This is a genomic window from Monoglobus pectinilyticus, from assembly GCF_002874775.1.
Classification (GTDB): domain Bacteria; phylum Bacillota; class Clostridia; order Monoglobales; family Monoglobaceae; genus Monoglobus; species Monoglobus pectinilyticus.
Genome location: NZ_CP020991.1, coordinates 1,650,225 through 1,672,899, shown reverse-complemented (window position 1 = coordinate 1,672,899; position 22,675 = coordinate 1,650,225). Strand labels below are relative to the sequence as shown.

Annotated in this window: 17 protein-coding genes and 1 pseudogene; 6 read left to right on the top strand and 12 right to left on the bottom strand. The window is 37.8% G+C overall.

Annotated features, from left to right (window positions below):
• Positions 1-53 precede the first annotated feature (53 nt).
• On the top strand, positions 54-3,251 hold the full coding sequence (locus B9O19_RS07265; RefSeq protein ID WP_102365795.1) for an ATP-binding protein: 3,198 nt from the start codon (positions 54-56) through the stop codon (positions 3,249-3,251).
• A gap of 176 nt (positions 3,252-3,427) precedes the next feature.
• Here B9O19_RS07265 and B9O19_RS07260 read toward each other — a convergent pair whose 3' ends face one another.
• From B9O19_RS07260 to B9O19_RS07250, 3 genes are all read right to left on the bottom strand, one after another.
• A complete protein-coding gene (locus B9O19_RS07260; RefSeq protein WP_102365794.1) occupies positions 3,428-5,926 on the bottom strand; it encodes a glycosyl hydrolase family 95 catalytic domain-containing protein in 2,499 nt (832 codons plus the stop codon).
• Positions 5,927-6,005: 79 nt separating this feature from the next.
• A complete protein-coding gene (locus tag B9O19_RS07255) occupies positions 6,006-6,698 on the bottom strand; it encodes an LrgB family protein (RefSeq protein WP_245862900.1) in 693 nt (230 codons plus the stop codon).
• Entirely contained in the window at positions 6,698-7,084 is a 387-nt protein-coding gene (locus B9O19_RS07250; RefSeq protein ID WP_102365793.1) for a CidA/LrgA family protein, read from the bottom strand. The genes B9O19_RS07255 and B9O19_RS07250 overlap by 1 nt, the downstream gene beginning before the upstream one ends.
• 101 nt (positions 7,085-7,185) lie before the next feature.
• Between B9O19_RS07250 and B9O19_RS07245 the strand changes: the two genes are divergently transcribed.
• Together B9O19_RS07245 and B9O19_RS07240 are read left to right on the top strand one after the other, a co-directional pair.
• Positions 7,186-7,701 carry an SLOG family protein gene (locus B9O19_RS07245; RefSeq protein ID WP_102365792.1) on the top strand — a complete coding sequence of 172 codons (516 nt, stop codon included), beginning with the start codon at positions 7,186-7,188 and terminating at the stop codon, positions 7,699-7,701.
• A gap of 22 nt (positions 7,702-7,723) precedes the next feature.
• On the top strand, positions 7,724-8,467 hold the full coding sequence (locus B9O19_RS07240; protein WP_102365791.1) for a DNA alkylation repair protein: 744 nt from the start codon (positions 7,724-7,726) through the stop codon (positions 8,465-8,467).
• An 89-nt stretch (positions 8,468-8,556) separates the two neighbouring features.
• On the opposite strand, the gene B9O19_RS07235 is transcribed toward B9O19_RS07240, so the two are convergent.
• The 6 genes and pseudogenes from B9O19_RS07235 to B9O19_RS07210 all read right to left on the bottom strand — a co-directional run bounded on the left by B9O19_RS07235 (position 8,557) and on the right by B9O19_RS07210 (position 14,824).
• Entirely contained in the window at positions 8,557-9,114 is a 558-nt protein-coding gene (locus tag B9O19_RS07235; RefSeq protein WP_102365790.1) for a hypothetical protein, read from the bottom strand.
• Positions 9,111-9,869: an RsmE family RNA methyltransferase gene (locus B9O19_RS07230; RefSeq protein WP_102365789.1), complete on the bottom strand. Its 759-nt coding sequence runs from the start codon at positions 9,867-9,869 to the stop codon at positions 9,111-9,113. Before B9O19_RS07230 ends, B9O19_RS07235 begins: the two co-directional genes overlap by 4 nt.
• A 329-nt stretch (positions 9,870-10,198) precedes the next feature.
• Positions 10,199-11,050, bottom strand: a pseudogene (locus B9O19_RS12180) (PSP1 domain-containing protein); the annotation flags it as partial.
• Entirely contained in the window at positions 11,022-12,005 is a 984-nt protein-coding gene (locus B9O19_RS07220) for a DNA polymerase III subunit (protein ID WP_158648938.1), read from the bottom strand. The pseudogene B9O19_RS12180 and the gene B9O19_RS07220, both read right to left, overlap by 29 nt.
• A gap of 4 nt (positions 12,006-12,009) precedes the next feature.
• Complete coding sequence (locus B9O19_RS07215; RefSeq protein WP_102365786.1) at positions 12,010-13,437, bottom strand: aminotransferase class I/II-fold pyridoxal phosphate-dependent enzyme; 1,428 nt, start codon at positions 13,435-13,437, stop codon at positions 12,010-12,012.
• A gap of 25 nt (positions 13,438-13,462) precedes the next feature.
• Complete coding sequence (locus B9O19_RS07210; protein WP_102366635.1) at positions 13,463-14,824, bottom strand: glycine--tRNA ligase; 1,362 nt, start codon at positions 14,822-14,824, stop codon at positions 13,463-13,465.
• A 1,063-nt stretch (positions 14,825-15,887) separates the two neighbouring features.
• Between B9O19_RS07210 and B9O19_RS07205 the strand changes: the two genes are divergently transcribed.
• Positions 15,888-16,985, top strand: a complete 1,098-nt coding sequence (locus tag B9O19_RS07205; protein ID WP_102365785.1) for a PRK06851 family protein — start codon at positions 15,888-15,890, stop codon at positions 16,983-16,985.
• Positions 16,986-17,101: 116 nt separating this feature from the next.
• On the opposite strand, the gene B9O19_RS07200 is transcribed toward B9O19_RS07205, so the two are convergent.
• Both B9O19_RS07200 and B9O19_RS07195 read right to left on the bottom strand, forming a co-directional pair.
• Entirely contained in the window at positions 17,102-18,133 is a 1,032-nt protein-coding gene (locus tag B9O19_RS07200; protein WP_102365784.1) for a sugar kinase, read from the bottom strand.
• A gap of 77 nt (positions 18,134-18,210) precedes the next feature.
• Positions 18,211-18,858 (bottom strand): bifunctional 2-keto-4-hydroxyglutarate aldolase/2-keto-3-deoxy-6-phosphogluconate aldolase, encoded by a 648-nt coding sequence (locus tag B9O19_RS07195; protein WP_102365783.1) that lies wholly within the window; start codon positions 18,856-18,858, stop codon positions 18,211-18,213.
• A 524-nt stretch (positions 18,859-19,382) separates the two neighbouring features.
• Between B9O19_RS07195 and B9O19_RS07190 the strand changes: the two genes are divergently transcribed.
• Positions 19,383-20,486, top strand: coding sequence for a 6-phosphofructokinase (locus B9O19_RS07190; RefSeq protein ID WP_102365782.1), 1,104 nt, complete (start codon positions 19,383-19,385; stop codon positions 20,484-20,486).
• A 124-nt stretch (positions 20,487-20,610) separates the two neighbouring features.
• Positions 20,611-20,814, top strand: coding sequence for a 50S ribosomal protein L31 (gene rpmE, locus B9O19_RS07185; RefSeq protein ID WP_102365781.1), 204 nt, complete (start codon positions 20,611-20,613; stop codon positions 20,812-20,814).
• A 130-nt stretch (positions 20,815-20,944) separates the two neighbouring features.
• On the opposite strand, the gene B9O19_RS07180 is transcribed toward rpmE, so the two are convergent.
• The gene (locus B9O19_RS07180; RefSeq protein WP_158648937.1) at positions 20,945-22,516 is read right to left on the bottom strand and encodes a sensor domain-containing diguanylate cyclase; all 1,572 of its coding nucleotides are present in this window, start codon (positions 22,514-22,516) and stop codon (positions 20,945-20,947) included.
• Between the last annotated feature and the right edge of the window lie 159 nt (positions 22,517-22,675).

Below are 22,675 nucleotides of genomic sequence, written 5' to 3'. Positions count from 1 at the left end.
TATATCAAATAATATCTATTATTGATTTTTGATTTTCCTGGGGGGCTTGGATAATGAAACGTTTCGTTTCAATCTTTCTTTTATTTACTCTTTGTCTTATAAATTTAACTGTTTTCAGTGATGAAAATTCACATCAAAAACAAACGCTCAAAGTTGGTTTCTATCAAATAGATTTTTATCAGGAACTTAATGACAGCGGTGATCCTTCCGGATATGTTTATGATTATCTCTCAAAGGTTGGCCAGTATGCCGGATGGGATTTCGAATATATAAAAGCCCCTTTTGCCGATTGTTTAAATATGCTGGAAAATGGACAAGTAGATATTGTCTGCGGTATAAGCAAAAATAGGGAAGACGCCTATAAATATGATTTTTCTAAATACGAGATGTCAACAGCCGCATATGAACTCTATGCCTCCTCAGCAAGAGAAGATATGAACTTTGACAATTTAGGTAAAACAGCTGACCTGAAAATAGGTATACTGGAAGGCAGCCGTCATAACTATCAGCTTGATGATTATATAAATAAGTATGGGTATACCTATCAGCCTATATACTTTAAAACCCAATTTGAAATGCAGAACGCATTATTTTCAAATCAAATAGACCTTATTTATACTATTGGATCCGGCAGCAAAAAAAATCTTAAAGTTATAACCCGGTTTCCCGAAATGCCTGTATATTTTGCCTTAACCAAAGGCAGTCCATATCTTAATAAACTGGATAATATATTGTTTGAAATGAAAAATATTTCACCTGCCTTCAGCTATCAGATGCATAAAAAATATTTCAATAACGGTCAAATATTCCAGCCGAATTTCACACAGCAGGAGATTGATTTTATAAACAGCTCGCCTGAGTTCAAAGTAGTTTACGACCCGTATTGGGCGCCAATAGAATATTATGATACAAACAACAAAAAATATTCAGGAATATCAGCCGATGTTTTACAGCTTATATCAAAATATTCCGGTCTGAAATTTACAATAATTGACGCTCCATCATATGAGGAAGCATGCCGAATGATAAATGAAGGAGAAGCGGATATAATTTCAGGAATCACATATGACTATAACTGGGCGTCCGAACACAATGTATCATTATCAAATCCTTATCTAAACTCTAACATAATACAAATCAAAAAAATTGAAGAATCAAATAAGAACACCATAGCGCTTCCAAAAGGATTTTACATAAATAAGTTTATACGAGAGAAATATGAATCGACCTCTGCAATAATAGAATACGACACGATTGAAGAATGTTTTGACGCAGTCGAAAACGGCAACGTCAATTGTACTTACGCGAACAGTATCACTGCGAATTATCTTTTATCAAAGTTTAAATATTCCGATTTAGTAAGCAACGACCTTACGGGCTCTATACAAGATATATCTATAGGCGTATCCGATACGGCAGACCCAACACTGCTGAGAATAATTGATAAATCGCTGCTTTCAATAACCAACGGTCAAATCGACAACATTATAGTCAAAAACAACAATATTTATGATGACAGTTACAACCTGAAAACATTGTTCCATAGTTATCCCGATATGATGACGCTGCTGCTTAGCATAATTATTCTGTTTCTCATTATATTTTTTATATGCTTTTTTATAATAGTAAAGAATAAAATTAAAGCTAAAAGAACTGCAAACGATGTTATACTCGGCAAAGTATTGATGAGCATGTATGACCAAGTGTGGCGGGTTACTTATAATAACACCTCGTCAAACGTGGAAGTCATCAACAGAAACGGCGTGTCTAATTCATGCAATTTTGAATTTGGTTTAAAAAAATATATAGAGTATATATGTCTAAACAATATACATCCAAACGATAGAAAAAATTTTTTGGAATACTTTTCTGATGTAAATATGTCAAAACTATTTTGCGGCGAAAGTTTTAGTTTTGAAGCGCGCACCTGCAAACAGGACGGCAAATACTCTTGGTATATGTATTTTGTGGAAAGTATTCACGATGATAATAAAACAAAATCAGGCTGCAAATGTATTCTTATTGCAAACCGAAATATCGACGAAACAAAAAAACGACAAATAGAATACGAAAACGGCTTGCGTGACGCGCTGATAGTAGCTGAAAATTCTGCAAAAACAAGAGATAAATTTTTAAGAAATATTTCACATGAGATAAGAACTCCTCTCAATGCAATAATCGGTTTCACTAATCTGTCTAAACAAAATATCGATGATAAAGTAAAACTAAATAATTATCTCCAAAAAACAGAGTATGCTTCCAAGCATCTGCTTTCTCTTATAAACGATATACTTGATCTTTCGAAAATCGACAGCGGAAAATTGCAGACGAAAACAGAAAAATTTGTTTTGAAAGACGCTGTAGACGAACTTCTTGCCGCAATTAACGCTCAGACAGAAGAAAAGAATATTGACTTAAAAATATCTTTTGATAAACGCCTTTCAGGTCTTGCCCTGATTGGAGATTCTCTCCGTTTCAAACAAATAATGCTGAATATATTATCAAACGCAGTCAAATTTACCGGTAAAAACGGAAAAATAGAGTTTGATATCCTGCGCCGCTCTGAAGTGGATAATATTTTATACATATCATTTATAATAACCGATAACGGAATAGGTATGACTGACGAATTTAAAGACAGAATTTTTACACCGTTTGAGCAGCAGGATGAAAGAATTTCCCGCGAGTACGGAGGCACCGGACTCGGAATGTCAATTGTAAAAAATTTGGTTACGCTTTTAAAAGGAAGCATAAATATTAAAAGTAAATCTGGTTCAGGAACATCCGTGACGGTTGAGCTTCCATTTAAATATGAAAATAATCAAACCAAATTAAGTAAAAACGATCACTCTGAAAATTCAGAAAAAAGTATAGCCGGAAAAAATATCTTAGTAACTGAGGATAATGCTCTCAACCGCGAAATTATTTCCGAGCTTTTAAAATCACAAAATGCAAACGTTGAACTTGCAGTTGACGGTTTAGACGCTGTGAAAAAATATAATAATTCGGCTGATAATTATTTTGATTTGATACTAATGGACGTGCAGATGCCAAATCTGGACGGATATGAAGCGACGGCACAAATACGAAACTCAGAAAAACCTGATGCCGTAACCATACCAATAATAGCTATAACCGCCCATAGCTTTGAAAGCGATATAACCAAGGCTCTTTCTTCAGGTATGAACGCCCATATATCCAAACCTATCAATGTGGATGATATGTTTAAAACCCTGCACAAATATATATAAACAAACTATAATTTATAAAATTATAAACAAAGCTATAACTTAAAGAACAAAAATTAAATCTAAGCCCGCCCAATTATATCGGAAAGGCTTAGATTTTTATTTTATCATAAAAAAATTTAAGACTCAAATTATTTGTATTGCACTAACTGAAATAAGACTGTTATAACAGAATAGCATTAAAGAATAAACTCCAATTCTTTCTCTTCTCCCGCTTTAAAATCAACTGTTTTTTTACTCTCTCCGCATGATACTGTTATTGTCTGAGGCTTAAAAGACTTGATTTTAGCTTCCGCTTTTCCATCAAACCATTTAATGAAGACTTCCGCTTCGGTTCTTGCCATAAGACCTCTTATTTCTCCGCATTTCCACTGCACAGGCAGCGCAGGCAAAAGTTCTATTTCTCCTGTATTTGAATAGAGCAAAGCCTCGTTAATAATACCAACAATACCAAACCCGGTATCTGTACAATAAGTATCTGCACGTCTGTCAGTATTATGGTCAGTCATCAGAGAAGTGTAATAAATTTCACTGTTTAATAATGTATATAGGGTTTCATACACAGATTTCGAATTTTTCAGTCTTGCCGCCACTAAAGCCTTATGTACCCATCCATGTGAAGCCGTGTCGTCATGGCCTTTATTTTCAGTGTTTCTGTTCTCTATGGCCTGATTGCACGCGTCTGTGAGCACTTTGCTGTGCTGAGTTTCATATGCCGGCCAAGCACAGTAAAGATGGCTTATATGCCTATGAACATTGTTTTCCTCATAACCTTTCATTGACCACTCACAAAGCGCTCCGCTATCGTCGAATTTATAATCAGGCAATAGTTTTTCAAAATTCTGAATTTCTGATATTCTGTCCTCATATCCTTCAAATTTTAATATTTTTTCAACCTCAATATTCATTCTGAGACCGTCGCGCGCGGCTGAAATATCCATTGCAGCATTGGCGGTTATAGTAGATTCATATCCTTTAGGATGATTTTCCGGAGAATACGATGGTATTATCAGATATTTTTCACCGTCATTTAAGCTTTTTTTACCTTTTAAATAACACGCATTGCCATCCGTATCAGTAAAATACTCGGGAGTGCACAGCTGTTTCCAAAAGTTGGTCTGCATTCTAAGCAAAGGCAATAATATATCGCCGAGCAATTCTTTATCTCCAAAATCAGTATTTACAGTAATATTTCCAAAGCACTGATACATCTCAAAGATAGGCTGTATCATCCAAGACGCTCCTGCGTTCCAATACTGAAACGGGTAGTTGCTGTCGTATTCCACCATCATTGCCCTGTCGCCGTCACAGTTTACAGGAACCTGAATAGCGTCTTCCATACCGTAAGATTTTTTTGCGTTATCTTTCCAGTCATCAATCTGTCTCAGAACAAAATTAACATATCCTATTCCGAATTCTTTTAAATTTCCTGTATTCATACCGCTGGACTGAATGTTAACATTGGCGTCCATTGTATATATCCCACGCCATTTTGTGTTCCATTCGCCGCTCCACATACCGCACAAACGGCTCATAGTTTTTCCGGCGCAGCAGGTCATTGCATATCTTCCATGGTTATATGCCTTTTCTACAAAAGAACTGCTGAGAACCTCTCTGCTTTTCTGTCTTTCAATCAAGTCTTCATTTGGTATATTCTCATCGTTCCCCAATGAAAAATATACTGCCCCAAACATCTCCTTTTGTATCTCGGCACTCTTTTTCAAAGCGTCATCATAGCTGAACTTACTGCCTCCATAGTTTTCAGCGGCAGCAATACAATCATTAAGCAAAGAATCAACAAGTTTATAACTTTTACTATTCTTAAACTCTTGAAATTCTCCCATATCAAAAGTCCTGCCGGTTTTGGTTATCAAATAAACAGCCTCAGCACCGCAGATTTTTACAGCCGGATTTTGTTCCTCTCCAACATTTTGTTTTTCATCTGTGTTTTCAAGCAGTATCTTTTCTTTAGTTCCGCCAATATTCAAAACATAGGTGACCCCGGCATAACCACCGTTTTTCAGTTCAGAACCTTCATATGACGGATAATGAGCCGCTTGGGCTATATATGAACCGTCTTCATCAACAAGCTTCTTATACTGCATAAAATTTTCATCACGAAGCCCGAACTTTTTCATCGATGAGACATCATCAATACTTATAACCATATCAATTTTTGAATCTTTAGATGATTTTTTTATTTCTGTAATAGTTACATTGTCAGTATGCGAGGTAAACGTTCTTCTTTCCCATATTCCGTCCTCATCCTCAAAACTAACGCACACTTCGCCCGTTTCATAATCAGTCCAGCGCACATAACTTTCACAGTTCCGGTCATTCATATTCATTCTCAGTAAATGACCCGGATGAAAACAATAAAAACATGTTCTCTTCCTTCCATGCACGTCCCACGTATCATCAAAATTTATTACAGCCTGCCTTGCCTCCTCAAGTTCGCTTAAAAGCTCCTCCGGCGTATATCTCGGTTCATCACTAGGCATTATGAAATTAATATTCTGATAAATAATCGTATCCGAATAAGGCGCGCCGCTGGTTATAAAACCATTTTCTCCGTTGCCTCCTACCATTCCTTCACGCCAGGTTCTTCCCTCCTCCACACTCTCCGGAAAAGGTTTTACTTCCCAATACTTATTTGAATAAACTTTATTTGTTTTCATCTTCTTCACCCTATAAAATAATTTTTAACCTGCATAATTATATGAATTGTTATTTATATTTACTTTTATTTTTAAACCCTTACAGCATAAAAATAGAATAGACAGTAGTTATTAAACCTGCCATTCCTATGGCAATACCGCTCATTGCCCCCTCAACATCTCCCAGTTCTAAGGCCTTTGTTGTGCCGAGTGCATGTGACGATGTTCCTATAGCGGTGCCTGCTGCGACCGGATTTTTTATACGGAATAATTTTATCAAAACTGGTGAAAACATGGCACCGAGCATACCGGTAAACATCAGCGAGATAACCGTTATCGCTGAAACGCCGCCGTGACTTTCACTAATCGGTATCGCTATAGCTGTTGTAACTGATTTTGGAAATAAAGATACTGTCAGCGTATCACTAAACCCAAATAAACGGCACATAAACAGAACACATAATATAGAAGCCAGCGACCCGACAGCCGTTCCGATAATCAGCGGCAGCCAATTCGCTTTCAGCTCTTTAATCTGAGCGTGTATCTTAACCGCCAAAGCCGCTGTTACTGGAGCCAGAAACAGCTCTATAAAACTTCCGCCGACAGCATAATTTTCGTATGGAATATTAAGCGCCAATAAAATAGTTACAATAATTATATCAGCAATAAGAACAGGATTGGCTATAGGCGTCTTAAGTTTTTTATTAGCCATTACCCCGAAAACATATGCAAATATACTCAGTGTAACCCCGAACAGGGCGCTGGATGTTATGTTATTAATTATGTCCTGCATCAGCATTCATCTCCCGAACCAATTCTTTTCCTTCTGAAACGCTCTTGTATTTTCATAACAAAAGTGACTGTATAAGCCGTTACAGCAAATGTCACCACAAACGAAACAACACAGATAATCAAAATCTGAACAATACTGTTTTTTATTAAATCATACTTTGTTATTATGCTAACCGCTGACGGAACGAAAAAAAACGACATATTTTCCAGCAAAAAATCATTAACATTTTTCAGCTTTTCAGGATTTGCCCAGTTAAGCATAAACAATATAAATAACAGCACCATACTCATTACGCTTCCGGGAAACGGCACCGGTATTAGCTCCGCTATTATCTGACCCACCAAACAAATACCAAATATAAATCCAATTTGTTTTAAAATTCTCATAATTCACCAGCCTCTAGCGAAATATTATAAATCAAAAAAAGCAAAAAGTAAAGACTTGTGTTAACACTTAATCAATGATATACTATAAAAGGTGATGAAATTTGAAATTTACAGCGGAAAATAATATAAATCAAAAAAACACTTGCTGCTTCAGCGGACACAGGATTGTGAAGTCTCAGGACTATGACAACATTCTTGCTAATTTGGATAAAATACTTGAAACGCTCTATAATAAGGGAATAACAAATTTTATCTCAGGAGGCGCTCTTGGCTTTGATACGCTGGCGGCGGAAAGTGTTATTAAACTTCGCTCTAAATATTCAAATATCAGGCTTATACTTGCTCTTCCGTGCAAAGACCAGGCTTGCAAATGGAACAAGATACAAAAAAATCAATATACAAAACTTCTCGGAAGCGCCGATGAAGTCATATATGTATCGGAAAGCTATACGCCCGAATGTATGCACAAGCGTAACAGATTTATGGTAGATAACAGTTCGGCGGTTATTGTGTATATTCTCTCTATGTCCAGCGGAACGGCTTACACTACCAATTATGCTTTAGATTCAGGGCACTGTCGGATTATTAACGTCCTAACCGGTGATTTTGAGGATTAAATATATTAAAAGGCGGAATAATATGGATTTTACACAAACAATATGGAATGATAACAGCTACCAAGCCTATATTGAATACCTAAAAAGTCTTGCTGACGACAAATATAAAGAATTTAACAGCAAAATAACACCTATATCAAACGAAAGTCAAATTTACGGAGTAAGGGTTCCCAAAATGCGCGATACTGCCAAATTGATTGCAAAAGGGTCTTTTCGCGCTTTTTTGGATTATGTGGACGCTCTTGATAATAAATCCTTATCTCATGAAGAGATTTCTATATATGGAATGGTAATTGGATATGCCAAACTTCCGTTCGGGGAACTCTGTCAAAGAATCAGAACCTATGCCTCCAAAGTCAACAATTGGGCATGCTGTGATTGTCCCGTAAGTTCGTTTAAAGAAATAAAAAAATATATTGAAGAATACAAAATTGAAATATATAGATTTTTAAAGAGCGAAAACCCCTGGGAACAAAGAGTCGGGCTTATAATTTTGCTTGATTATTATCTCTGCGATAAAGAAAACACTGAATACGCTCTAAACGAAGCCAACAGCGTGAAAAGTGACGAATATTATGTTCAAATGGCGCAGGCGTGGCTTATCGCAACCGCTTTTGCCAAGCAAAGGGACTTGACAAAAGATTATCTGACAAACAACTTTTCATTGGGAGACGCTGTCTTAAAAATGACAGTCAGAAAACTGAGAGATTCATACCGTGTAACCAAAGAAGACAAGGACTGGGCGGCTTCACTGCTGAAAAAATAGTTATAATAAATCGATACTATATAAAAATAACCGGAGTATAGCGGAATAATTTCCGCTGTTTCCCGGTTATTTTTATATATGTATAACTTCTATTTTGTTCTGTACAGCTTTATAACATAATAAACAAAAGCAGCTATAAGGTAAACAACAATACCTATAATCAATAAATTAATATTCCAATGTGAGTTGATGTTTAAATTCGTATTATTAGTAATGAAATGCAGAACATTTTCAGCCGCTACTCTGATTTTATTATACAGTGCCAGCCAAAACGAACCCAAAGCGCAAACGCCCAAGAAAATACTATAATTCACAGCCCTTTGCTTATTCTTTATCTTCCCGGTCAGGCCCAGTGATAAGACAACTATTGCCGCAGCTGCAAACACACCGGTCATTACCCACGTTACAATCTGCATATATGATAGCATTGAAGGCATCAAATAGAGCTGTCTTAGAATAAGAACCGCTATAATAGCCAAAATACCAAAGCTCAGATTTATCATATACCAGTTTGTAAGCTTTTCTCTTCTCTGCTCCTTGTCGCGAATCTTCTTGCTTTTTGCCGCCATTTTTTCCTTTTTTGTCATTGCCGCCATTTTCTTCTCTCCTTCATTTTGCTGAAGAATATTTTCAGCATTATATCTCATATTTCATCTTTTTCATACATAATCACAGAAAGAGCGGTGCTTCCTGCGGTCTCTGTCCTAAGTATCCTTTTTCCTAGTCCTGCGCAGAAGGTATTTTCATTCATGTCTTGAATAGTCTCAGCCTCTGACGGAGAAAACCCACCCTCAGGTCCAATCAATACTGCAATAGATTCCGCCTCAGGATTTGTCCTTAAAATTTCTTTTAAATTTTTCTTTCCGTCATGACCCAGCTCCTCATAAAACATTATTGAAAGGTCATAATTTTTCAAAATATCAGCCATAGCACTGAAGACAACAGGCATTGAAACTTTTGGCACAAGCCCTCTTCCGCACTGCTTAGCCGCTTCTTTGGATATTTTATTGAGACGCTCTATCTTTTGCCGGCCCTTTTTATCATCAGCAATCTTTGCAACAGACCTCGACGTTTTAACAGGAACGATATCATGAACACCAAGCTCCACAGCTTTTTGAACTATTATCTCCAGCTTATCCGATTTTGGAATCCCTTGAAACAGAGTAACTTTTGTTTCGGGTTCCAGTTCTAACAGGCTCCTTCCCAAAATATTGGCTATGCTCTTCTCTTTTTCTATTTTTATAAGCATAGCTTCATATTCATATCCTGTACCGTCAAAAACTATAATTTTATCTCCGCATTCCATTCTCAAGACTTTGGAAATGTGCACCGCGTCATCAATAATAGTCAAAGTGCCGTTGTCTAAATCAATATTATCAGGTTCAGTAAAAAATCTTCGCATATTTTTCTCCAAACTTATTGGTTATTATAACCGCCGTTGCCTGTCTTTTTTGGGCTGGGACGGCGATACCGCCTTTTGTTGTTTCCCTCTTTATTATCAGACTCCGAATTTTTCAAAGAGGGATTCTTAGATTCTGTGTTTCCTGAGTTTTTGGGTGCCGGTTTCCTTCCTGCAGGGCGCCGTCTTCTTCTGTTATTTTTGTTTTTGTTCTGATTTTCTTTGTTCTCACGCTCTGTTTCCTTCTCAAACTCAGTATCTTCATTTGCAAAAATTGAGTTTATTCTCTCGCTGTCCTCAAGCAGTCTTTGAGCTTTTTCTAAAACTTCCTGCTCTTTTTTAGACTTCAATTCGTCCAGTGACACAGAAGGCTCATGTCCTACAATATTGAATTCTCCAACATTATATACCTCGGTTTTATGACCTTCGGTTCCGTCTAACTTTACTCTTATCTGCTGCTTAAGCGTTGCTGTGTCCACCACGGTTCCGGTACCGTCCAAAGTTTCAACAGTTGCCCCTCTTTCAGGCATAGTTTTCAGCGCGTCATCATAAGCCGCCTCTTCATACTGCAGGCAGCACATAAGTCTGCCGCACACTCCTGAAATCTTTGTAGGATTAAGCGATAGCCCTTGTTCTTTAGCCATCTTTATCGAAACCGGACGAAAGTCGTCAAGAAAAGTACTGCAGCACAAAAATCTGCCGCATATTCCAATGCTTCCAAGCTGTCTCGCCTCATCACGAACTCCGATTTGGCGCAGTTCTATCCTTGTTCTGAACACACTCGCCAATGACTTAACAAGGTCTCTAAAGTCAACTCTTCCGTCAGCGGTAAAGTAAAACAGAATTTTGCTTCTGTCAAACGTATATTCGACATCTATAAGCTTCATCTCTAGTTTATGCTTAATAATAAGTTCACTCGCCGTTTTAAACGCTTCTTTTTCTTTAACTTGATTTTCATTCAGCTGCTTTATATCATCATCGGTCGCAACTCTTATTATTTTTTTTAGAGGCGCTTTTAAATCTTTTTCACTAACCTCACGGTTTGGGATAGAAACCTTTCCCATCTCTACACCATGAGAGGTCTCTACGACTACCATTGTGCCCATAGAAAGGTTTTGCCCGTCCGGGTCAAAATAATACGCCTTTCCTGCACTGTTAAATCGTACTCCTATAATCTCTGCCATGTATTTCCTCCCAATATTCACAGGCTAAACAAAACATTGAAATCCTAAGATTTGTATTAGCCGCAGCAATTCTTTCGTATTTTAAGGTTATATCCAAAAACTGTACCGCTGCACGTTTGGTAGCAACATTAGCCAGTTTACGCATCTCCGCGGTTTTATCAACATTTACCATTTCATCCGCAAGCCCAAACTTTAAATGAACAAAATCTTCAAAAAAGCTCTTTAAAACTGAAAATATAAAACTTAAATCATCTTTTTCAGACTTTAAAAATTTTGCGAAATTATAAATATTTCTGTTCTCACTGCCCAAAAGTCCCATAAAACCATCTATCGTCTCTTTTCTAAGCATTGCCGGACGAGGGCTGTCAATCAACTCAGCCGCCCTTCCTATACTGCCATTGCTCATAACAGCTTTTGCGGCCGCTTCTTCATCAGAAAGTTTATACTTGTCAATCAAAAAGTCAGATACAGTCTTGTTTGGCAATGCTGAAAATTTTACAACCGACGCCCTTGATAAAATAGTCGGCAAAAATTTATTTAAATTTTCCGCTATCATAATTATAGTGCAATATCCGGGCGGTTCCTCAAACACTTTCAAAAGCTTATTTTGGGACGCTGCGTTCATAGTGTCCGCTTTTGGAACTATATAAATCTTACGCTCAGCACTGTATGGCTTTATAAATATATCTTTCCTCATTTCGCTCACAGTATCCACTAATATAGAATCGGATTTACTCTCAACTCCATAAAGACTGTTTGTAACCGTTATAATATCAGGATGCTGTTTCAGGTCAGTCTTAACCGCATCTGCGGCAAACGCCCTTGCAGTGGTATATCTGCCGACCCCTAAAGGGCCGCAGAAAATATATGCGTGACTTATTCGTCCTGTCTTAACAGCCGTTTCCAGAAGCTTTTTTACACTTTCATGTCCGTATATTCCGCTAAAATGGCTCACGAAATTAACCTTCCTCCTCAATTTGACCTGTTTTGGAGTTTATACTGTTTGACACAACGGCTATTTTTTCAATATCCGTATATTCCTTGAGATATTCCACAACGCTGTTGTCAATTATTTGACCCGGCAAAACTATGGGGCAGCATGGAGGACAGGAATTAACAATTTCTGCACAAATCTTTCCAATAGCCGATTCGGCCGAAATCATAACGCTGTCCGAGAAAAAAGCTTCTTTCATAGGCATTTCAAATCTCGTATGCGGCATAGGTTTTGGTTTTTTAATCACCTGAGGCCTATACTCAGACTTAGATATATCGGTTATAGCCCTGTCAATAAGCTCCAAATCTTTTTTCGTTGTGCTAGCCGTTATATATAAAAGAACATTTCTCTCATCGGCCATTTCAGGATAGATTCCATAATCCTTTTTCAGCAGTTCGGCAGCGCCGTATCCGGTTATTCCCAGTTTTGAAAAGTCAACTGCCAGCTTAGTTATATCATAATCATTATCTAAGTTTCCTCTCGTCATGCACGAAACCTTATCCAAAACTCCAATTTTAGATTTTATTGCTGTTACTGTCTCTATTACCCGATTCAGCTGCTTTCCATATTCATTTGACATTTTTGAAACAGCTTCATCAATACTGGCAAGCAAAATATATGACGGGCTTGAAGTTTGCAGTAAATTTATATTTCTTCTCAGCCTTAAAACATCTACTAACTCCGTGTTTCCCACATGAATGAGCGCGGTCTGCCCAAGCGCCGGCAAAGTCTTGTGTGCGCTGTGAATAACCAAATCAGCTCCCGATTCAAGAGCCGGTTTTGGCAGCTCATCGCTAAAAGCAAAATGTGCGCCATGAGCTTCGTCAACAATCAAAAATTTGTCTGAGGAATGTATGTTTTTTGCCAAACGTTTAATATCAGAACAAATGCCGTAATAATTCGGAGATGTCAAAACTACGCCTACAGCGTCGGGATTATTTCTGAGCGCGTCCATAACCGTGATTGGAGACATAGCTCCATATATTCCAAACCTTTCAATATACTCGGGTTCAATAAAAATAGGTTCTGCACCGGCAAGTATCATTCCTGAAATAACCGCCTTGTGACAAGTTCTGTCCACTATCAGCTTGTCCCCGTTTCTTACCGCTGTCAATACAGCGGCTTCAATTCCCACTGTTGAACCGTTTACCAAAAAGAAACTTTTTTTGGCTCCAAAAGCTTTGGCGGCACGCTCCTCGCTTTTTAAAATTATACCGTTTGGATTTTGCAGATTATCCGTTTCATCAAACTCCGTAACATCAAGTTTAAACGCATTGCGCTTAAAGCCGGAGCTCAACCCTGCTCCGCCGTTATGACCCGGCATATGCGCCCGAACCCTGTCTTTTTTTATAAACTTTAAAAGCTCATCCTGCAAACTTTTTTTAAAAAGCATTTATAAGCACCCAATCTATGATTTATTAAAATGCAATTCTCTCTCTGATATAATCCGTCAAATCTTCTATTTTAACTCTTTCCTGTTCCATCGAATCACGATGGCGCACCGTCACGCTGTCATCATCTCTTGAATCGAAATCATAAGTTATACAGAAAGGCGTGCCGATTTCATCCTGGCGGCGGTATCTCTTTCCTATTGAGCCTGATTCATCATACTCGCACATAAACTCAGACGCCAGCTTCTCATAGACTTTTACAGCTTCCTCGGAAAGCTTTTTCGAAAGCGGAAGCACTGCTGCCTTTATCGGCGCGAGCGCCGGGTGGAAGTGCATAACAACTCTCGTGTCATTCTTTTCAGGATCGACAACCTCTTCGTCATAAGCGTCAACTAAAAACGCCAAAGCTACTCTATCCGCTCCAAGAGACGGTTCAATACAGTAAGGGATATACTTCTCGCCGCTTTCAGGGTCGGTATACTCCATTTTCTCACCGCTGAACTCGCTGTGCTTCTTTAGGTCAAAATCGGTTCTGTCAGCGATTCCCCAAAGCTCTCCCCAGCCAAACGGGAAAAGATATTCTATATCAGTAGTTGCGTTTGAATAATGTGACAGCTCCTCGGGGTCATGGTCTCTTAAACGCATATTTTCCTTTTTAATCCCTAATGATAAAAGGAAGTTTTCACAGTAGTCTTTCCAATATTTAAACCATTCCAAATCGGTGCCCGGTTTACAGAAAAATTCTAATTCCATCTGTTCAAATTCTCTGATTCTGAAAATAAAATTTCCAGGTGTAATCTCGTTTCTGAATGATTTGCCGATTTGTCCTATACCAAACGGCAGCTTCTTGCGGGATGTTCTCTGAACGCTCTTAAAGTTCACAAAAATGCCCTGAGCCGTCTCCGGTCTTAGATATATTTCACTGGAACTATCCTCTGTTACACCCTGGAAAGTTTTAAACATAAGATTAAACTTTCTGATATCAGTAAAATTATGCTTTCCGCACTCGGGACAAGGGATATTTTTTTCATTTATAAACTCTATCATCTTTTCATCAGACCAACCGTCGGCTATCTCTCCGGTTGCGTCCTCTATCAGTTTATCAGCTCTGAACCTTGCCTTACAATCCTTGCAGTCCATGAGAGGGTCAGAGAATCCGCCCACATGACCTGAAGCCACCCAAACTTTCGGGTTCATAAGTATAGCCGCGTCAAGTCCAACATTATAAGGGCTCTCCTGAATAAACTTTTTCCACCACGCTCTCTTAACGTTGTTTTTAAATTCAACTCCGAGCGGACCATAATCCCAGGAATTGGCTAATCCCCCATAAATCTCAGAACCGGGATAAACAAATCCTCTTCCTTTACAGAGCGCTACTATTTTTTCCATTGTTTTTTCCTGATTTTGCACCTAAATCAACCTCTCTCTATCATATTAAACAAAAATGTTAAAAACCAAATTCAACGGTTTTGCACAAATCCGCTATTTTCACATTATACTGTTTAATTATAATATAAACATACATATTTTTCAAGAGTAAATTTAAATTTACTCTTTAAGGTGAAAAACCATTGACTTTTGCAATAAATATACATTAGCTTTATAACAAATATATTAACAATCCGCTATCTTAAACATAGCACTTAATTTTATAAATGAAATTTTTATATGTATATCTTCTATGCAGTGAATAAAAATTTGATAGGTTGAAAAAACTGAACATAAATATTAAAATCACATATAGCGAACATCTGAAAGTATGACTGTGCCCCCACTGAAAGTGGGTGTGTATCTCCAATGCTTGCTAAACTGCATTAATATATTTTTAAATTATTATTTCAAATACAGTGTTTTTTAGTGAACATCGGGAGGGCGTGTTTAACACGCCTCGTTAGGTGAGCCGCCATATCACGCAGAGCGTGAACATACTTAAAAAAGTTTGTCATAATCCTTTTTACCAATAAACTTAGTCGTGGCTGCGCGCCTTACGCGGCAGATTTCATCTGCCCTCCGATGCTTGCAAAACTGCTTTATCTATAAAAAGTTTTTAGAATCAATTTTCCAAAAAATCATGTTTTTTAGTGAACATCGGAAGGGCGTGTTTAACACGCCTCGTTAGGTGAGCTGCCATATCACGCGGAGCGTGAACATACTTAAAAAAGTTTGTCATTATCCTTTTTACTAATAAATTTTTCCGCGGCTGCGCGCCTTACGCGGCAGATTTCATCTGCCCTCCGATGCTTGCAAAACCGCATTTTTTATATAATATTTACATCATTGAAAGCCCAGGCACGTCTCTAATTGTAAAGATAATCCTGCATAAATAAATACCTAAATAAATCTCATTTTAATAAATTTTGTAGAATATAGTTAGTTTATAACATCAAACAATTATTCTTGACATATAATGTATAGTTGTTAATATAGTAAATTAATAATGGAGAGTGATAATATGACCAAAAGAATTTATAAATACTTTACATGCGCTAACTCATCAGTAGGTTTTGTAAGTTTCTTTGAACAAAACCTTGACGGACTTGAAAACATTTATATTTTAAAAGGAGGGCCCGGAACAGGAAAATCCACAATGATGAAAAAAATCGGAGACTATTTTCTGAGCCAGGGAGAAAATATCGACCATATATATTGCAGTTCTGATTCAAATTCTCTGGACGGTATCATTATCAACAACCGGAAAACAGCTGTGGTTGACGGAACCTCACCTCACGTTATTGAACCCAAAGCTCCGGGAGCAGTTGAAGAATACATAAATCTCGGAAAAGCATGGGACAGAAACAAACTTAAACAGCATAAGTCCGAAATACTGGATATAAAACAGCAAATTTCAAAATTATATAATGGAATATATTCAAATCTTTCAAAAGCCAAAACAGTCCACGACGATTGGGAGAAAATATATCTTGACAATATAGATTATAACAGTTTAGACAGTGCTGCAATTGAGTTATGCAATAAAATAGTTGACAGCGAAAAATCAAATGACAACGGCAAAATAATAGACCGTTTCTTCGGCGCCTTAACCCCAAACGGGTCAGTAAATTATATCGAGAATTTGACCTCTGACCTCTCAAAACGGTATTTTATTAAAGGACGTCCCGGAACAGGAAAATCCACAATAATGAAAAAAATTGCTAACCTTGCCAAAAATAACGGCTATAAAACAGAAGTATATCACTGCAGCTTTGACCCCGATAGTTTGGATATGGTAATAATACGTGATTTGGACGTGTGTATCTTTGATTCGACTTCACCGCACGAACTGTTCCCGTCACGCACAAGCGACGAAATAGTTGACCTGTATCAGACTGCAGTTAAGCCCGGAACGGATGAAGAAAACTCGGCAAGGCTGTCCGCCATCCAAAACAGGTATGATAAATTAAACAGCCAGGCACGCTGTTTCCTAAGCAACATACATACTCTGCACGATGAACTTGAATCAATATATATTAACGCTATGAATTTCGATGTAATAAACAGCATAACTTCTGAATTAATCAATAATATTGAGGACTGTCCTATAGTATGTTAATATAATTCCAAAAATTCAACAGTCTTATATTTATTGGGCAATACAAATTTGCCATTTATATTTAATTAACAAAAAAGCCTGCACCAAACGGTGCAGGCAATTTTTATAATTATTAATTATCTCTGAACACGGCCGCTTCCGTCGCCGCCAACAAGATTTTCAACGTCAGCACGTGAAACCAAGTTGAAGTCTCCGGGAATTGTGTGCTTAAGCGCTGATGCAGCAACACCAAATTCAAGTGCGTCTTTAAAGTTCTTACCGTCAACAAATCCGCAGATTGTACCGCCGGCAAATGAATCTCCGCCGCCCACACGGTCAACAATAGGATGTACTCTGTACTCTTTTGAATGATAGAACTCTTTCGTATCTCTTGAATAGATACAAGCTGACCAGCCGTTGTCTGATGCTGAATGACTTACGCGCAATGAGCTGATAACGTACTCAAAGTTGAACTTCTCAACCATCTGCTTAAATATGTCCTCATAACCGGCAAGTTCAAGGTCTCCTGATGTAACGTCAGTAGCGCCCGGCTTAAATCCGAGAACCTTTTCAGCGTCTTCTTCGTTTCCGATACAAACGTCAACATACTGCATGAGATTTGACATAACTTTCTGAGCCTTCTCACTTGACCAAAGCTTTTTACGGAAGTTCAGGTCAACAGAAACCTTAACGCCCTTTGCCTTTGCAGCTTTCAAAGCTTCCTCAGTCAGTTCTGCAGCAGCGTCTGAAACAGCAGGAGTGATTCCTGTAAAGTGGAACCAATCAGCGCCGTCAAAAATCTTGTCAAAATCAAAATCAGCAGCTTCAGCTGTAGAAATTGAAGAATGAGCACGGTCATATACTACATTTGACGCTCTCATAGAAGCGCCTGACTCTAAGAAATAAATACCCAGTCTCTCTCCGCCTTTTGCAATGTTATCTGTTTTAACATTCATCTTGCGAAGTGCAGCAACCGCACATTCTCCGATTGGGTTATCAGGAACCTTAGTAACAAACTCAGCGTCATGTCCGTAATTAGCAAGTGAAACTGCAACGTTTGCCTCGCCGCCTCCATAACATACGTCAAACTCATCAGCCTGAATAAACTTCTCATTACCAGGTGTAGATAATCTGAGCATAATCTCGCCCATTGTAACAACTTTAGCCATTATAATTTTCTCCTTTATTTGTATAATTTAATTTCAAATATGTACTAATTATCTTTTCAAATTATCTCTTCAAAAACTTAAAGTGCAGCGCGCGCTTCTTTAATCTTTGCTATAAACTCTTTAGCTGTAGCAGTAATATCAGCATAGTCGCCTGTCTTAGCTCCCTTTGTAAGAGATGAACCTGCTCCAACTGCAACTGCGCCGGCCTTTATCCACTTATCAACGTTTGATACGTCCACTCCGCCTGTAGGCATAAGTTTAGCGTGCGGCAAAGGACCCTTAACATCCTTAATAAAGTTAGCTCCAACAATGTCTCCGGGGAATACTTTACAAATATCACATCCAGCTTCCATAGCCGTCAAGATTTCTGTGATTGTCATACATCCAGGCATGTAAGGAATCTGATAACGTCCGCATAACTCTGCAGCGCCCTTGTTGAAACCGGGGCTTACTATGAAATTAGCTCCTGAAAGAATAGCCTGTCTTGCTGTCTCTGAATCCAAAACGGTTCCTGCGCCCAAAAGCATCTCGCCGTTTGTGTATTTTGAAGCAAGAGCCTCAATAACCTTAGCGGCACCCGGAACAGTAAATGTTAATTCTATTGAAGGGCAGCCGCCCTCCAGGCATGCGTCTGTGATTCTTATAGCGTCTTCAGCATTAGATGCACGAACAACCGCTACAAGACCAGCATCTGTCATTTTTGTTAAAACTTGTTGTTTATCCATAATTAATCCTCCTATATATAAAATAATTCTTTTTCGAACAAGCCCCAAATACCGAAACATTCGGGTTCACGGGTCCCTCTTCCCGCACTTTGTATTATAACTCAACATTTCAAAATACGCAACATTAAATTAAATCTTTTTTACAGTTTTTTTATTTATTTTCCAAAAAAAGTAATAAAAACGCCACACAATGTAAATAAACAGTTAAAATAAAAATTTATTCCATATTTCAGTATGTGATTTTATGAAAAAGTCACCGCAGTTTAAATATGTTTTTGTTACAGTATACAAAATTAGACACCACTCGGTTTTTCTCCTTGCTTTTTGCTTTTATATAAGTTAAAATAGATTACGTGGTGCAATTTAGCACCAGGCAGAATTATAGTGTTTTTTCGGCTTTATTTTAAAAGCATAAGAACTCTGAAATTAATTTTTGCACATATTTACTTAAACATAATAGAATATAAGATAGGAAATAATATCTATACGGAATTTTGCCTTAATACATAAATACAGGAGGGCTAATTATGAGCGAAATCAAAAGAATCGGTGTTATGACCGGCGGAGGCGACTGTCCTGGGCTTAATGCTGTAATCAGAGCAGTTGTTAAGACGGCTATCCTCAAATACGGTCTTGAAGTTGTTGGAATAAAACATGGTTACCGCGGGCTTTATCTCGGTGAAGACGAGTTTGTTCCCCTTACTCTTCATGATGTTTCAGGAATTATCTCTAAAGGTGGCACAATGCTTTACAGCTCAAACAAAGATAATCTGTTTGACTATTCATATATTGACGAACACGGACAAGAACAGCGCGGCGATGTTTCGGATGTTGGAGTCAACAACCTAAAGAAAGCCGGTATTGACGCTCTTATTGTTATCGGCGGAGACGGAACTCTTACGTCCGGCCGTGATTTTGCGCGCAAAGGAGTTAAAGTTATAGGCGTTCCAAAAACAATAGACAACGACCTAGCTTCGACAGATACCACTTTTGGTTTTGATACCGCCGTTGCAACCGCAACTGAATCTATTGATAAATTAAGAACAACCGCCGAATCACACAGCAGAACCATCGTTGTGGAAGTAATGGGCAGATATGCCGGGTTTATTGCTATAGCATCAGCTATAGCCGGAGGAGCTGACGCGGCTTTGATACCAGAAATACCATACGATATTAATAAAGTTGCAGACGCTATTAAAGAAAACAGAGCCAGAGGCAAGAATTTTGCTATTGTTGTTGTTGCAGAAGGAGCTAAGCCTATTGGAGGAGACGTAGTTATATCCAAAGTTATTGATAACAGTCCAGACCCAATACGTCTCGGCGGGGTTGGAGAAGTAATCGCCGGGCAGCTTGAACATTTAGCCGGTCTCGAGTGCCGCGCTACTATTCTTGGACATACTCAGCGCGGAGGTTCACCAACATCTAACGACAGAATCTTGTCAACCCGTTACGGTTCATACGCGGTTAAGCTGTTGATGGAAGGCAAATTCGGCAATATGGTAGTTTTAGACGGAACTAAGCTTGGTTATGACTCTCTTGAAAACGTAATCGGAAAAAACAAAGCTGTAGAAGAGAGCGGTTACTGGATAAAAACTGCAAGAGCTATTGATATGTGTCTTGGAGACTAACAAAAAATATATTTACATTTTTTGAAAAAAGTGTTGCATTTTGATTTCCGTTGTGCTATAATAGACGACGTTGCTAATTAAATGGATAAATAATTGAGTTATATATTGAAAGAGGTGAAACACGATGAAGGAAGGAATTCATCCTGATTACAAGCAAACACAGATCAAATGTGCTTGCGGTAACGTTATTGAAACCGGTTCCACAAAAGAGGACATCCGTATAGAAATTTGTTCTGCTTGTCATCCTTTCTACACAGGAAAGCAAAAGCTTGTTGATACAGGCGGCAGAGTTGATAAGTTCAGAAAACGTTATGGTCTTGAAAAGTAAAAAATTAGACACTGCTGATTGCGGTGTCTTTTTTATTTGAAAACAAAAGGGCTGAGTATTGACGCGCCCTCCCATCGTTAGATTTTTAGTCTGACTTTGGTGAGCACATCATCTTTCAGCCCCATTTTTATTAATCTTCATCTATATCTTTAAAGAATATGTATCTGTTCTTACCATTTTGTTTTGCCTTATAGAGTGCAATATCGGCTTTTTTATATAATTCAGTATAAGTTCTCGCGTCACTGACATAAAGGGCAATACCAACACTTAAAGTTAAATTTCTTAATTTATCGCCGGACTTTACAAATGTATCCCGCTCCATGATTTTATTAAGAAGCTGTTCCACCTTGACGCCGCGCTCATCAATATTTCTGCAAAATACCATGAACTCGTCTCCGCCTATCCTACCGACAATACAATCATCATAAAAAATGTCTTTAAACAAACCAGCAACTATTCTGATAGCTTCGTCTCCGATACCATGACCGAACGTATCGTTTACTGATTTAAAATCATCGATATCAAATAAAATCAGAGCATGATTTTGTGTTCCGCGGTCTAGTATAGTGTTTTCTATAAGCTGCTGAGTAATCCCTTTGTTATAAAGCCCTGTGAGCGAATCTCTGGAAGCTTTATTTTTAAGCTCCATTTCTTTCTGAAACTGTTCTTCCACATCAATAACTATTCCTACCGCTTTTACAGGGACATTATTATTATCACGCACCGAACTTAAAACTAACCTGTTATGACTGTAAATCCCCTGAAAATCCTTTAATTTCAGCAATATTTCAAGGTTATCTTCTATTCCCTCTCTTAGGAGTTTTAAATTATCATAAAGCACGGATATATCATCAGGATGCACAAACTTTTTCAAAATAGTTTTTTCAATTTTAAAATTTTCATCAACCATAAATCTGCGTGAAAACTGGTCGGAAGCCTCAAACGTATTTTTTATCATATCCCATTCAAAAATACCGCTGTTGATATTCTCCAATACGATTTTGTTTCTTGCCTCTGCCAGCTGCAGTTTCTCCTGCATATTTTTTTCACGGCTTATATCGAATAAAACAGTATATACAACAGTTTCCAGCTTATCATTTTTCTTTAAATGACTTCTGCTGGAAACCCAAATACGGCTTCCATCACCTCTGAGAATTTTATACTGAGCCTCTGAAAAACCCGTTTCGCGAAGCATGCGCTTTTGTCTTCCAAACTCCCGCCTAGAGTCGTCTCCCACCAGCAGACGAAAAAATTCACATCGATATTTTCTTTTTATATCATTTTTTTCATAACCCAGTATGCTGTAAAAGACAGGAGTAGCATTTATTATTGTAAAACTATCGTCGAAGTATGTTACCATAGTTCCCCCGACAACATTTGTCATGATTTCCGTATCCTCATCGACAACATTTTTTAATTCTTTAAAAATCCGTATTGCAAAGCTAAAAAGACAGACGGAAAATACAATCACAGCTGTCTCAACTGCAACAATCCACTCTAATCCATGCGCCGAGTCCCCAAATATTAATCGAATTAAGCCAAAAGCAAAAAAACTAAATATGACCATAAAAACAACGCACCATACTACGCGCCACACTAGCTCAATTTTGGGAATTTTTTTAATAATATTAAGTTTCTTTTTCACTTCATTCTGCTGACCTGATATGTTATCGTATTCTAGTTTTCTGGCTGTGTCAGTCATAATTCTATCACCTAACAACACCTTCATTTCCAGATTATTCCAATTATATAAATAACATAATAACACAGCTTACAAAAAAAAGCAAATATATTTACACAATAATTTGCCTCATTAATTTACTAAAAATATAGAATACTAACAAAATATAACAAATTAAAT